We start from the raw sequence: 13731 nt of genomic DNA, 5'->3' as shown, positions 1-13731 counted from the left end.
GCATAAATAGCTCATAGCTAAAAGCCTGCCTCTCACTGGGCAGGCTTTTTTGTGTTAAAGCCCAAATAACATTTTAGCTATCTTTGCAGTTGACTCGCAAAAAACCTTCTATATCATGGTTGAGACCAAGACCACGGCTTACGTTCCGTACAAAGTAAAAGACATGAGCCTCGCAGAGTGGGGCCGTAAGGAAATCCGTTTGGCCGAAGCTGAGATGCCTGGCCTGATGGCGCTACGTGAAGAGTTCGGTGCATCGAAGCCGCTGAAAGGCGCTCGTATCGCTGGCTGCTTGCACATGACCATCCAAACGGCGGTTCTCATCGAAACCCTGATTGCCTTGGGTGCTGATGTAACCTGGTCGTCGTGCAACATCTTCTCCACCCAGGACCATGCTGCTTCCGCTATTGCGGCTGCTGGTATCCCGGTGTATGCTTGGAAGGGCATGAACGAAGAGGAATTCAACTGGTGCATCGAGCAGACGCTGTTCTTCGGCGAGAAGCGCGAGCCCCTGAACATGATCCTCGACGACGGTGGTGACCTGACCAACATGGTGCTGAACCAGTACCCCGAGCTAGCCGCTGGTATCAAAGGCGTTTCGGAAGAGACGACTACTGGTGTACTGCGCTTGTTCGAGCGGGTGAAGAACGGCACGCTGCAGTTCCCTGCCTTCAACGTGAACGACTCGGTTACTAAATCGAAATTCGACAACAAGTACGGCTGCAAAGAGTCGGCAGTAGACGCTATCCGTCGGGCTACCGACGTGATGATGGCTGGCAAAGTAGCGGTAGTGGCCGGCTACGGTGACGTTGGAAAAGGTACCGCTGCTAGCTTGGCTGGTGCTGGAGCCCGCGTTATTGTAACGGAAATCGACCCAATCTGCGCCTTGCAAGCTGCCATGGACGGCTACGCCGTAAAGAAGCTGACCAACGCTGTGAAAGAAGCGGACATCGTGGTGACGGCTACTGGCAACTGTGACATCCTCACTGAGGAGCACTTCCGCAGCCTGAAAGACAAGGCCATTGTCTGCAACATCGGTCACTTCGACGATGAAATTGACATGGCGTGGTTGAACAAGAACTATGGTCACACCAAAGACACGGTGAAGCCACAAGTTGACCTCTACAACATCGAAGGCAAAGAGGTAATCATCCTGGCTGAAGGCCGTTTGGTGAACCTTGGTTGCGCCACTGGCCACCCCTCGTTTGTAATGTCGAACTCCTTCACCAACCAGACGTTGGCCCAGTTGGAGTTGTGGCAGAATGCCGACAAGTACGAGAAGCAAGTGTATACCTTGCCGAAGCACCTCGACGAAAAAGTAGCTCGCCTGCACCTCGCCAAAATCGGTGTTGAGTTGGACGAGTTGACGCCTAAGCAAGCTGACTACATCAAAGTTTCGGTAGAAGGCCCGTTCAAATCCGACCTGTACCGCTACTAAGCGATACGCGTTTTTAGAAAGCAAAACCCCGCCTGGCATCGTGCCAGGCGGGGTTTTGCTTTTAAGGTGATTATTGCTTGCTACTTACGCTTCCAGAATAAGTTTCGAATTCTGTTTTCGCGTAAAAATTCAGTAGCTGCCACTCATGTTTCATAGTTGCATGGTATTGCAACGAGTCGCCTTCCTGATTTACGTATCCTGCTACTGGTGTCCACCGATGGCCAAGGGTAAACCCTGAAGCAGTAGCATAGAAGCCTGTTGGTGTCGCTTTAGTGCTGTCGAGTTGGTAGTTGATGATAAATGAAATATCGATGCTACGCCCTAAAGGAGTGCGAATAGTGGATGATCGGTTGGTTGGTTTACTGGATTGCGGCTTAACAGCTAGCATATTTCCATCTGTGTCGGCAGGGGTTGAAGAATTGGTCTTGAAGGAAAAAAGCCAAGCACAAAAAGTAGCGCTACTCCTTTCCCTACATGTTTGCTCAGAAAGTGGCCTACCTTCCAGTAGGCATATAGAACCAGAAGCAGTAATGATAAATTGAGTAAGGACCAGGCAAGTATCACAGTAGTAGTGAGGAGATAGAGTAGATGAGTTTTTCTTAGTCCTGAAAGAAGTTTCGCTGTACCAGACGCTCTGTTTCGTGCCACAGCGCCTGCGCATTATCGAGAGTGTTAAATGGGTGTTTCACGGGTTTGGCTTGCTTCTTCTCGAAATACCCCCCGCTAACTTCGGCGCAAGTAGGTTCGGAGGCCAGAAAGATGCTGGTTGCCGCTCCTTCTTCCACCGACAGCATGAAGGGCCGGAATAGCTTGGTGATAGTAGATAGCAAGACGCTAGAACTAGTGCCGAAATTGCTGGCCACCGCGCCAGGATGTACAGCATTGACGGAGACGTTGGTGATGCCACGGTCCCGTAGTTGCCGCGCCAGCTCCTGCGTGAACATGATATTGTAGAGTTTGGTGTTGCCATACACCCGTAGTGGGTTGTAGTGGCGCTCCGATTGGAAATCAGCTATGTTGGGTTTAGCAAACCGATAGGCTTCTGAGGCTACGTTGATAATGCGGCCATCTTCACTCTTCCGAAGCTCATCGAACAGCAAGCTGGTAAGCAGGAAAGGGCCAAGATGATTGGTAGCTACTCCCATTTCATAGCCGTCAACTGACACTGTGCGGGGAGTGCCGAAGAGCAGGCCTGCGTTGTTTACCAACACATCCAGGCGTGGGTAGATGCGTTTGAATGTCTCGGCCGCTTTGCGCACTTGGTTTAAGTCTGACAGGTCACAGAGCAGAACGCCAACTAAGTCGTGGCCCGCGGCGGCTACTATATTACGCCGGGTTGCTTCCGCTTTTTCGGCGTTGCGGGCTAGTAATACCACGTGTGCTCCTTGTTTGGCTAGCTCGCGGGCTGTCACCTCTCCAATGCCGGATGTGGCTCCTGTCACAAGAATGATTTTGTCTTTCAGAGTAGGCATACGTTAAAGTTGAGGTGATAAAGCTGGATATACGAAAGCTAACGGTTGAGGCTGGCTAGTTACCTTAATATTCCTTGAAGTGATAAGCAGGTTGCTTAATGCTCAACGAGCAACTGACGACTGGCTGTGTGGCCGGTACCTAATCCGCGTTAGCCGAACTGTATATGTGGGTGGCGCCAATCCATACGGCGTGGTGTTTGGTGCCACATCGGTTCAAGAAGTAACTCGGACCGCCGAAATCTTGGATATTTGCATCACATGCTGCCTGTTTCTCTGTCCGTCGTCGTCATTACCTTCAATGAAGAGCAAAATATTGTCCGGTGCCTAGGGGCTCTTCAAGGCATAGCAGACGAAGTGTTGGTGGTGGATTCTTTCTCCACTGACCGCACCGTAGAATTAGCTCAGCAGCAAGGAGCGCGCGTCATTCAGCATGCTTTCGAAGGCTACGTGCAGCAGAAGAACTTTGCTACTTCTCAGGCTCGGTATGATTATGTGCTGCAACTCGATGCTGACGAGGTACTAACCGAAGAACTGCGCCAGAGCATACTGGCGGTGAAGCAGGACTGGCAACAAGCAGGCTACACGCTGGCGCGGCTCACCAATTACTGCGGTTTCTGGGTCCGCCACGGCGGCTGGTACCCCGACCGGAAGCTACGGCTCTACAACCGACGACTAGGACAGTGGCAAGGCCTCTTATTGCACGAGCATTTCGAGTTGGAGACGGGGGATGTAGCTGGGGAGTTGAAAGGGGATTTGCTGCATTACTCCTACAATTCCGTGGAGGAGCACGTTAGCCAGCTTAACCGCTTCACCAGCATTGCCGCCGATGAGCTATGGCTACGTGGCCGGTGGAAGGTCACGCTGTTTCATCTGCTACTTAAGCCGTGGTGGAAGTTCATGTATGGCTACTTCTTTCGGCTGGGTTTCCTCGATGGGTTTGCTGGGTTGAGTATTGCTGTTATTTCTGCTTGGGGTGTTTTCCTGAAATTTGCCAAGCTCAAGCTCAGAAGTAAGGATACTACAGCGTGAAGTAGCATGTGTAGTAGTAATGCCCACAATTGCTGCCTTACTTGTTGTCTGGTTTGCCTTTCATTTGTCTTTCCTTGATGCGCACTTTCCTCGTCAGCCGTACCGATGCTATTGGTGATGTGGTGCTCACGCTACCAGTATGTGGGCAACTCAAGCAGCTATTTCCGGGGTGCCGAGTGATAGTAATAGGCCGAACTTACACTCAGGCGGTAGCGGAGGCATGCCCGTGGGTAGATGGGTTTCTGAATTTCGATCATCTGGCTGGCCTCCCCGAAACCGAGCAACTAAAAGTACTTCGAGCACAACAGGCCGAAGTTATTCTGCACGTATTCCCCAATAAATTACTCGCTCGCCTGGCCCTTAAAGCGGGAATTTCGGTTCGTATAGGTACGCGCAACCGGCTATTTCACTGGTTCACCTGCAACCGCTTGGTTGCGCTAAGCCGCCGAAACTCTCTGCTGCACGAGGCACAGCTCAATCTGCAGTTACTTGCTCCACTCCATGCAGCTGCTACCCCGATGGCATTGCCTGAAGTAGCTACACTTGTTCGACTGCAAGCCACCGAGCCGTTGGCAGCAGAGTGGCAGCAGTTGCTCAGCCAGCGGACGGCAACGCAGCTCAATGTAGTGGTGCATCCGCGCAGCCGAGGCAGCGCCCGTGAGTGGGGGCTAGCACACTTCGGAACATTAGCCCGGTTGTTGCATGCGGCTGGGCACCGTGTGTTTGTGACGGGAACTGCCGCCGAAGGGGAAGAACTTCGGGAGTGGCTCATCGAGCACCGCCCGTTCCTAGCTGCCGATTTAACGGGGCATCTAACGCTACCTCAACTGCTGGCTTTCTTAAATGAAGCGGATGGCATAGCTGCCGGAAGCACAGGCCCACTACACTTGGCAGCTGCTTTGGGGCGTTATACCTTAGGATTTTATCCTCCGATCCGTCCTATGCACCCTGGTCGTTGGGCGCCTCTAGGACCACGAGCCGCCTACCACGTGTTCAACCGGCCCGACTGCCAAGACTGCCGGGCGCAGCCTGCTGCGTGTACCTGTATTAAAGCCTTGACTCCCGTAGCTGCATTCCAGCACATCATTGCGTGGCAACCAATGCCTAACTTGCCAAGCTAAGTTATGGCTCCTGTTATCTTTTATGACCGAAGTACTTGTATCCTCTCCTCTGCGTCAGCTCTACCAGGAGGGGCGTTTATCTCAATACCTGTTGCTGCTGGCGTGTGTGGCAGCAGTTGTGGGGCTGTTTGCTTCTAGAGCCTTTGTTGCCCTTAGCCCAATAGTAGGGTTGCTGGCTGCTGGCACACAGCCACGCTTGCGTGAGAGCCTAAGCCAATGGTTGCGGTTGAAAACCGTTGTAAGCCTAGGACTACTTTATGTTTTTTTGGCTGCTAGTGTCCTCTACACAGTAGAGCTGGATATATGGCGCCACGAAATATATCGGAAGCTGCCCCTGGTAGTAGTGCCTTTGGTATTTGCTGTCGCGGTTCCTTTAAGTTCGCGCCAGCGTTTTGGCATCGGCTTGTTTTATGTGGTTACTGCTACACTACTAGGGATTGGCACCCTCTGGCGCTATCTGCTCGACCCTAGTGAGGCCAATCGCCTAATTAATATCGGACACAACGTGCCCGCCATCACGGGCATATTTCACATTCATTTCAGCATTCTGCTTGCGCTGGCTTTTTTCTTTGCGCTCTTGCTGCGTTCCCATACTGTTGCGACGCCAGTTGTTCGCTGGGTGTTACTCGTCTGTGCAGTACTACTTGCTGCCGTAATGCATGTGCTAGCCTACCGGACGGGTCTGCTGGTAATGTATGTTATGTTTTTGTGCGACGCACTCATCCTGATAGTGATGAAAAAGCGCTTTCTGTTAGGCCTAGTTATGCTGGCCACTATGGTTGGCTTGCCGTTCGTGGCGTATACCTATCTGGAGTCAGTGAAGGAGCGAGTAGACACCACCTTCTATGACATCGACCATTACCAAACCAATCAGGATATCAACGATTTTTCGGCCTCCAAACGCTTGGCTGCTTGGGAGACGGCCGTACTGATAGCGCAGGAGCATCCCATTCTAGGCGTTGGCATGGCTGACGTAGATGCGGCTATGCTTTCGCAGTATAGCTACCGCGACTTTGGGATGGAACCCAAAAACTGGGCTATGACACACAACCAGTACCTAGAATATCTTGTTGGAGGAGGAGTAGTTGGGCTGCTACTTTGGTTAATCGTCCTGTTTGGGCCTTTTTTGCAACCTGTGCTACGTAGAAATCCGTACGTCATACATTTCCTGATCATCATGAGTGTAGCGAATCTGGTTGATTCGCTGCTACAATTGCAAATCGGCTTCAATATGTTTGTATTTATCTACGGTTTTTTAGTAGTAAGTGCAGAACGCGATGCTCGGGGCGCAGTTGGACTGCCTGCTTGAACGGGATAGTATAATCTGTACATTTGTTAAAAGGCGGTTTTCAAACCTCCGCCGCTATCTGCTGAGCCTCTATGAGCGACTCTCCCGACCGGGTTCCGAAGTTAAGTAAGGAAGAAAAGGACCGACGATTCCAGGCGGAACTCATGCCTGTAATCGACTCTCTGTACAATTTTGCCTTCCGTCTCACACTCGACGAGGACGACGCCAATGACCTCGTCCAGGAGACCTATTTGAAGGCCTATCGGTTCTTCGAGTACTTCGAACAGGGAACCAACGCCAAAGCATGGCTGTTTCGCATCCTGAAAAACTCGTTCATCAACGACTTTCGAAAGAAGAGTAAGCAACCCGCCAAAGTCGACTACAGCGAAATTGAGGGCTACTACAATTCGGAAGACGTCGAGTCCGACAGTGACGTGGGTGGTACCTCGTCTGATATGCGGCAGCAAGCCGTGCGTGACCTCATCGGCGACGAAGTGGCTAGCGCACTAAACTCACTGCCCGTGGATTTTCGCACCGTCATTATCCTCTGCGACCTAGAAGGGTTCACTTACGAGGAGATGGCAAAAGTGCTGGACATCCCTATCGGAACAGTTCGCTCACGCCTCCACCGGGCCCGCAATTTTTTGAAGGACAAGTTGGAGAAATATGCGCAGTCGATGGGCTACAGTGGAAACGCTGAAGGATCAGAAACTGACGACGAAGAGGACGATTCAACCAACTAAATACAAGGAACCAATCATGGAAAACACATCTACCGCTCAAACCAAATCTACCACGCAGCCCATTTCATCAGAGGCTGCCGACTGTGAACGTGTGAATATGATACTCGACCAGCTAGTAGTAGGTCATGAGCCTACTGTGGAAGACGAAGAATATATCGTCAGCCACGTCGATGACTGTTCTCCATGCTTTGAGGACATCACTAAACAACAAGCTTTTATCGGCTTCCTTACTACGTATGTAGGCCATAAGGGCGCTCCTAATTCGTTGTCGCAAACTATTTTGTCGCGCTTACAAACGGAAATGGTATAATTTTGCCCGATGCAGGGCAAAATCATCGCATTTTCTGCCCCCTCGGGGGCCGGTAAGACCACTATAGTTCATCGGCTACTGGAGCGAATTCCAGAGCTAAGCTTTTCCATCTCTGCTTGTACTCGCGACCGTCGGGGACGTGCCGAGGCCAATGGCAAGGACTATTACTTCATTTCCGTACAGGAGTTCCAGGAGAAAATCCGGGAAGATGCTTTTGTAGAATGGGAGGAAGTATACGAGGGTGCCTTTTATGGCACTCTCAAGTCTGAAATTGAGCGCATCTGGGAAAGCGGCAAACATGCTGTGCTCGACGTTGACGTAAAAGGTGGGCTAAGCATCAAAGAGTTCTACAAGGACCAGGCACTGGCTATCTTCGTGAAGCCACCTTCTTTGGAGATCTTAGAGGGTAGGCTACGGCACCGTGCTACAGACTCGGCTGCTAGCATTTCAGCTCGTCTTTACAAAGCCAACTTCGAACTGACCTTCGAGGACAGATTTGATGTCACGGTAGTCAACGATGACCTCAACGAGGCAATAGCCGCCGCCGAGAAATTGGTGCTGGATTTTATTGCAACTGATTCTGCTGTTCTGTGAGCTTAACTGCTGCTCGGACGCGGGTTGGGTTATTGTTTGGTTCCTTTAACCCGATTCATACAGGCCACCTGATCTTGGCCCAGTATATGGCCACGCACACCGATTTAACTGAGGTGTGGCTAGTCGTGTCGCCTCAAAGTCCTTACAAGGTCAATCAGGAGCTTTTGCCAGAACAAGATCGGTTGTCGCTGGTAGCAGCAGCTATTGCGGGCAACCACTTGCTCCGGGCCATTGACTTGGAGTTTCAGTTGCCTAAGCCCAACTTCACCATTACAACCCTTGATGTACTTAAGCGGCAGCATCCGGAACTGGACTTTGTGCTCTTAATGGGAGGCGACAATTTAGTTGGCTTAGCCGGCTGGAAAGACTCAGCTCGTATTCAGCAAGAGTTCGATATTTATGTGTACCCACGACCTGGGTCTGTTACCTCACCTGACACGCATAATTCACGCGTGCAGCTAGTGCAAGCGCCTTTGCTCGATATATCTGCCACGTTTGTGCGGAACAGCATCCAAGCTGGTAAGTCCATTCGTTACCTCGTGCCTGAAGCTGTAGAGAATCAGATTGTGGCTCAAGGATATTGGCAGAAGTAGCAAGTCTCATATCAAACAGCAAGGCCCACCAAGTTCACTTGGTGGGCCTTGCTGTTTGAGAGGCAGAACAAATCAGATAGTCATAATTTCTGATTCCTTCTTGCTCATCAAGTCATCGATCTTGCTGATATAGCTGTCGGTTGCTTTCTGAACTTTAGCCTCGGCATCTTTGATAGCATCCTCGGCCGCACCATCCTTCAGCAGTTTGCGCAAAGACTCATTTACATCCTTGCGAATGCCCCGAATGCGTACTTTGCCGCTCTCCGTTTCATTCTTCACTTGCTTCACCAAGTCGCGCCGACGTTCCTCCGTCATGGGCGGAATGTTCAGCCGTACGCCTTCTGCATCTGAAGCTGGGTTCAAGCCAAGGTCACTGTTCTTGATGGCTTTGGCTACCTCTGATATCATGTTCTTCTCCCAGGGCTTGATCAACAGAGAGCGAGCATCAGGGGTTGATATGTTGGCAATCTGTGCAATAGGAGTTGGGGTACCATAGTAGTCTACACGCAGCGAATCGAGCATGGCCGGCGACGCCTTGCCTGCCCGGATACGGCTAAGCTCTAGGCCCGTGTGTTGCAGCGACTTGCCCATTGACTCTTCGGCTTCGCTCAGGTAAAACTGAATTTCTTCGTCCATTTGGGGAAATTGATTAGTTGGTTACCAATTGTCAGTAGCCAATCGCCGATCAGCCATTGCAATGGCAACAATCAGCAATCAACCAAATTATGCTTGCTCAGTAGGAGTATCCAAACTGGGTTGGAGGCTGCTATGCTTAGGGTCAACTGCAGCCGACAGATTACCTCCGCTCATGGTTACGAGTGTACCTACGGTTTCTCCATCAATCAACTTCTGAAGATTGCCCTCTCGGTTCATATCGAAGACAATAATGGGCAGGTTGTTTTCCTTGCACAGCGTGAAAGCGGTCATATCCATCACGTTCAGGTTCTTCTCCATTACTTCCTCGAAAGTAATTTCGGGGTAACGAACAGCAGAAGGATCCTTCTCAGGATCGGCAGTGTAGATACCATCCACGCGAGTGCCTTTCAGCACAACGTCGGCTTCAATTTCGATAGCGCGCAAAGAGGCGGCCGAGTCGGTAGTGAAGTATGGTGAGCCAATGCCAGCACCGAAAATCACGACGCGGCCCTTCTCCAAATGACGGACAGCACGCCGTCTGATATACGGCTCACACACCCGCTGAATGGTCAGCCCCGACAGCAGACGAGTGCTTACCTCCAGCTTTTCCAAGGCGCTTTGCAGCGCCATGGAGTTGATGACCGTAGCCAGCATGCCCATGTAGTCGCCTTGCACTCGATCCAATCCTAGCGCAGCTGCTTGTACGCCCCGAAAAATATTACCACCCCCAATCACGACAGCTACCTGCGTACCTGTTGCGGCCGCTGATTTAATTTCCTCGGCGTATTGCATAAGCCGTACAGCATCAATACCGTATTGCTGCTGGCCCATCAGAGCCTCGCCGCTCAGCTTTAGCAGGATTCTTTTGTATTTCAAAACAAGGGAGGTTTAGTGAAAAATCAGGGGTAATAAAGCTTTACGAATGAGGGTACACGCCTAAGCGTCTTCAGCTAAACTGAACTAGGACTTGTCCTTTTGTAACGTTGTCACGCAAGCCTACTTTAATAGCTGCTACAGTGCCATCACCAGGAGCTTTCAGAATGTTTTCCATCTTCATAGCCTCCAACACGAGCAGTGGGTCGCCTTTCTGTACTGTTTGGCCTGGTTCCACCCGGATGGCTACAATCAGGCCTGGCATCGGTGCTTTCATTTCATTCACCTTGCCAACGGTAGCAGCACTCATGCCTAGCTTGTCAAGCAACAGGTCAAACCGGTCTTTTACTTGAATCTCGATGACCTGCCCGTTAAGCTTGAGTTGAAAAGTTTTAGTGAGGTAATCAGCCTGTACTACTTCCGCTGCCGCTGACTTTCCTTCGTGTACTACGTGAAACCTACCTGGGCCAAGCACTACTATATCCCACTCAAACGGCTCGTTATTCACCGTTATCGGACCGCCGGCCTGGTATTCTATATTCCAGGTTTGAGCGGCATTGGTACTAACCTGTAACATAGGCGGGAGGGTGTACATGGGGTGGAAAAGGGCATAAAGATAGCCCAAATCTCAAATAATTTCGGAACTTGAGGTCTCATCCAACCTTTGCATTTCCGAATGAAATATTCGCTTCTTGGCGTTCTAGGCCTAGTCCTCGCGTGCCAATTGGAAGCACCGGCTCAAGCGGTTAAATCTGGCAAGCCGGCGTCCACTAAAGCAGCTACGCATAAGAAAGCGGCTCCAGCTAGTGAGGCCGCTGTAGCGCCTCCTGCTGCAACTCTAGTGGTGCCTTCTTGGCTGCCGCCCACCAACCCGGTGCAGCCGGCTGCTACCATCGTGCACGATCTACTAGATACCAAGCTCGACGTTCGTTTCGATTGGAGCCGACAGTGGGTACTAGGCACTGCCACGCTTACGGTACGGCCTCATTTTTACGCACAAAACCAATTGGTACTTGATGCCAAAGGGTTTGACGTGAAAAACGTACGCCTTGTAACAGGCAACAAGGAGAAAAACCTCAACTATAACTACGATAAAAAGAAGCTAACCGTTACTCTGGACCGTTCTTACACTCGGACTGAACCTTACCAAGTACGGATTCAATACACAGCCAAGCCCAACGATCTAGAAATAGGAGGGAGTGCTGCTATCACGCAGGATAAAGGGCTGTACTTCATTAATCCCCAAGGCACCGACAAAACCAAGCCCCGCCAGATTTGGACTCAGGGCGAGACAGAAGGTAGTTCCTGCTGGTTTCCAACTATTGACAAGCCCAACCAGCGGATGACGCAGGAAATCAGCCTAACGGTTGAGCCCGGGTTGAAAACCTTGTCGAATGGTTTACTGATTTCTTCCAAGCGTAACAACGACGGTACTCGTACGGATACCTGGAAGCAAACGCTGCCCCACGCGCCCTATTTAACTATGCTGGCCGTAGGCGATTTTGCTGTAGTGAAAGATACATGGCAAGGAAAGCCAGTTGATTACTATGTGGACCCACGGTTTGAAAGCACTGCAAAAGCAGTGTTTGGCAACACTCCTGAAATGATGGAGTTCTTCTCCAAGAAACTAGGGGTAGAATTTCCTTGGGAGAAATACAGCCAAGTAGCCGTTCACGATTTTGTATCGGGGGCTATGGAAAACACGACAGCTGTTACGTTCGAGCAAAGCTTAGTGCAGTTCACCGCACGAGAATTGCCTGATGTTGGATACGAGCCAGAATCAGTGGTGGCACACGAGTTATTCCACCATTGGTTCGGTGACTATGTCACAACTGAATCGTGGGCTAATCTGCCACTCAATGAGTCCTTCGCTGACTATTCTGAGTTGCTTTGGGCCGAACACAAGTATGGTGCAGATGCCGCAGCTTTGGTTCAGCAAGAGAAAATGAACCATTACCTAGAGGAAGCACAAAGCAAGCGAGAGCCACTAATTCGGTACCGTTATGCCTCTCAGGAAGACATGTTCGATCGGCACTCCTATGACAAAGGGGGGCGCGTACTACACATGCTGCGCAAACATGTTGGTGATGAAGCTTTCTTTACGGCCCTCAATCGCTACCTAACGCAGAACAAATTCTCGACCACTGAAATAGCTAAACTTCGCCTTGTTTTCGAAGAAACAACAGGCGAAGATCTGATGTGGTTTTTCGACCAGTGGTTTCTACAGCGCGGTCATCCCGAACTCAAGGTCACGCATAGCTTCGCTGGAAACCAAGTAAGCCTTCGAGTACAGCAGCTTCAGGATTCCACCTTCTCTCCGATTTACCGGCTGCCTGTAACCGTTACCACCTGGATAAACAACCAACCAACCGACCATCGTATCGTGGTTACAAAAGCCGATCAAACCTTTCGGTTTTCTGTTTCCCAGCGTCCCAACTTGGTCAAATTTGACAGTGAAGCCCAATTGCTAGCACAAATAGATGAGGAGCGTACACAAGATGAATTACTGTTTCAGTTCACTCACGCACGCAACTATTTGCAGAAGTATGAAGCTATTGATTTGCTGCGCCCCAAAAACTCAGATTTAGCAGTAAGTGGAATGCTACGCAATGCACTCAGCGACAATTTCTGGGCTGTCCGTCAAGCAGCTGTGCTAGCCCTACGGAGGTACAAAGGAGCTGAGGGCAATGCAGTTCGGAAAGAGCTACAACGTGTAGCGGCCTCAGACAAGAACAGCCAAGTACGTGCTACTGCAATAAGTACTTTGTCGGCATTTATCAACGAGAACTACGCGCCAATCTACACGGCAGCTCTGAATGACAGTTCGTATCATGTAGTTAGTGCTGCTGTACAGGCTTTAGCCAAGTCCCCAGCTATTGATTCCCGTGAGCGTGTCAATAGCCTGCAAGAAACGAATAGCCATGAGGTGCTAAATGCGCTATCGGGGTATTATGCGTTGAATGGAAACAGTATAGAGCAATACCAATGGTTTTTGCGTCGCATGTCCGATGTAAGTAAAGTAGACCTGTACCAGGGGTACCTACCCAATTTTGCCACGTTTATGCTACGCATACCAGCTGTCGAGCGGGACAAAGGGGTACAACGCCTTGAAAGCCTGGCCCGCACTGACCCGAACAGTTACGTGCGGTTAGGTGCTTATAAGGGCTTAAGTATACTTGCTTCCAATATGCCAAACTTGAAAACGGTTATGCAGGATATCCGCAACAAAGAGAAAGATGCTCAAGTAAAGGCATACTATGCCTTAATGCAGTAATTTTTTTGCTGGCATGGGTTATTAGTTGCTTTCACGTTTTCAATAAGTAGTCAGCTAGTTAGCTGATCTTGCTACTGCAAAAGCGGACACCACACAGAAAAAATATCTATTGTTTTAAGGTTTGAGCTTGACTTGCGTCATAAAGCCACTAATTTTGCAACTCCTTTTACAGACTGTGTGAAACAGCTAGGTTGTCAAAGGGAATTATTTCGAGGCAATAGGCCTTGAAAATGCAATCGGGGGGGTTCCAGAGCGGCCAAATGGGACAGACTGTAACTCTGTTAGCGTAAGCTTTCGAAGGTTCGAATCCTTCTCCCCCCACGATTAGGCTTTTCTGTTGCTTGTTGCTTTCAACAGGCATGA

At 50.4% G+C, this 13731-nt stretch carries 13 protein-coding genes and 1 tRNA gene; 10 read left to right on the top strand and 4 right to left on the bottom strand.

The genetic code is table 11. The annotated features are described in order from the left end of the window. Positions 1-115 precede the first annotated feature (115 nt). On the top strand, positions 116-1435 hold the full coding sequence (gene ahcY, locus MTX78_RS19635) for an adenosylhomocysteinase (protein WP_243797620.1): 1320 nt from the start codon (positions 116-118) through the stop codon (positions 1433-1435). Between the two features lie 599 nt (positions 1436-2034). On the opposite strand, the gene MTX78_RS19630 is transcribed toward ahcY, so the two are convergent. Continuing rightward, positions 2035-2907: an SDR family oxidoreductase gene (locus tag MTX78_RS19630; protein WP_243797618.1), complete on the bottom strand. Its 873-nt coding sequence runs from the start codon at positions 2905-2907 to the stop codon at positions 2035-2037. A gap of 258 nt (positions 2908-3165) precedes the next feature. Here MTX78_RS19630 and MTX78_RS19625 point away from each other — a divergent pair, with 258 nt between their 5' ends. From MTX78_RS19625 to nadD, 7 genes are all read left to right on the top strand, one after another. Next, positions 3166-3936, top strand: a complete 771-nt coding sequence (locus tag MTX78_RS19625; RefSeq protein WP_243797616.1) for a glycosyltransferase family 2 protein — start codon at positions 3166-3168, stop codon at positions 3934-3936. 77 nt (positions 3937-4013) lie between these two features. Further along, on the top strand, positions 4014-5057 hold the full coding sequence (locus MTX78_RS19620) for a glycosyltransferase family 9 protein (protein ID WP_243797614.1): 1044 nt from the start codon (positions 4014-4016) through the stop codon (positions 5055-5057). A gap of 22 nt (positions 5058-5079) precedes the next feature. Then, positions 5080-6366, top strand: coding sequence for an O-antigen ligase family protein (locus MTX78_RS19615; protein ID WP_243797613.1), 1287 nt, complete (start codon positions 5080-5082; stop codon positions 6364-6366). Between the two features lie 71 nt (positions 6367-6437). Beyond that, positions 6438-7088, top strand: a complete 651-nt coding sequence (locus tag MTX78_RS19610; RefSeq protein ID WP_243797611.1) for a sigma-70 family RNA polymerase sigma factor — start codon at positions 6438-6440, stop codon at positions 7086-7088. A gap of 16 nt (positions 7089-7104) precedes the next feature. Then, positions 7105-7398: a hypothetical protein gene (locus tag MTX78_RS19605; RefSeq protein WP_243797610.1), complete on the top strand. Its 294-nt coding sequence runs from the start codon at positions 7105-7107 to the stop codon at positions 7396-7398. Positions 7399-7407: 9 nt separating this feature from the next. After that, a complete protein-coding gene (gene gmk, locus MTX78_RS19600) occupies positions 7408-7992 on the top strand; it encodes a guanylate kinase (RefSeq protein ID WP_243797608.1) in 585 nt (194 codons plus the stop codon). After that, the gene (gene nadD / locus MTX78_RS19595) at positions 7989-8585 is read left to right on the top strand and encodes a nicotinate (nicotinamide) nucleotide adenylyltransferase (protein WP_243797607.1); all 597 of its coding nucleotides are present in this window, start codon (positions 7989-7991) and stop codon (positions 8583-8585) included. Before gmk ends, nadD begins: the two co-directional genes overlap by 4 nt. 72 nt (positions 8586-8657) lie before the next feature. On the opposite strand, the gene frr is transcribed toward nadD, so the two are convergent. The 3 genes from frr to MTX78_RS19580 all read right to left on the bottom strand — a co-directional run bounded on the left by frr (position 8658) and on the right by MTX78_RS19580 (position 10671). Continuing rightward, positions 8658-9221, bottom strand: coding sequence for a ribosome recycling factor (gene frr, locus MTX78_RS19590; protein ID WP_243797605.1), 564 nt, complete (start codon positions 9219-9221; stop codon positions 8658-8660). 87 nt (positions 9222-9308) lie between these two features. After that, complete coding sequence (gene pyrH, locus MTX78_RS19585; protein ID WP_243797604.1) at positions 9309-10097, bottom strand: UMP kinase; 789 nt, start codon at positions 10095-10097, stop codon at positions 9309-9311. A gap of 70 nt (positions 10098-10167) precedes the next feature. Beyond that, complete coding sequence (locus MTX78_RS19580; protein ID WP_243797602.1) at positions 10168-10671, bottom strand: biotin/lipoyl-containing protein; 504 nt, start codon at positions 10669-10671, stop codon at positions 10168-10170. A gap of 99 nt (positions 10672-10770) precedes the next feature. Between MTX78_RS19580 and MTX78_RS19575 the strand changes: the two genes are divergently transcribed. Continuing rightward, positions 10771-13368, top strand: coding sequence for a M1 family metallopeptidase (locus MTX78_RS19575; protein ID WP_243797600.1), 2598 nt, complete (start codon positions 10771-10773; stop codon positions 13366-13368). Positions 13369-13606: 238 nt separating this feature from the next. Then, positions 13607-13689 (top strand) — tRNA-Tyr (locus tag MTX78_RS19570). Positions 13690-13731: the final 42 nt, after the last annotated feature.

The organism is Hymenobacter tibetensis (genome assembly GCF_022827545.1).
Taxonomy (GTDB): Bacteria; Bacteroidota; Bacteroidia; order Cytophagales; family Hymenobacteraceae; genus Hymenobacter; species Hymenobacter tibetensis.
The sequence above is the reverse complement of the archived record's forward strand: the minus strand, read 5'-3'. Positions and strand labels throughout refer to the sequence as shown.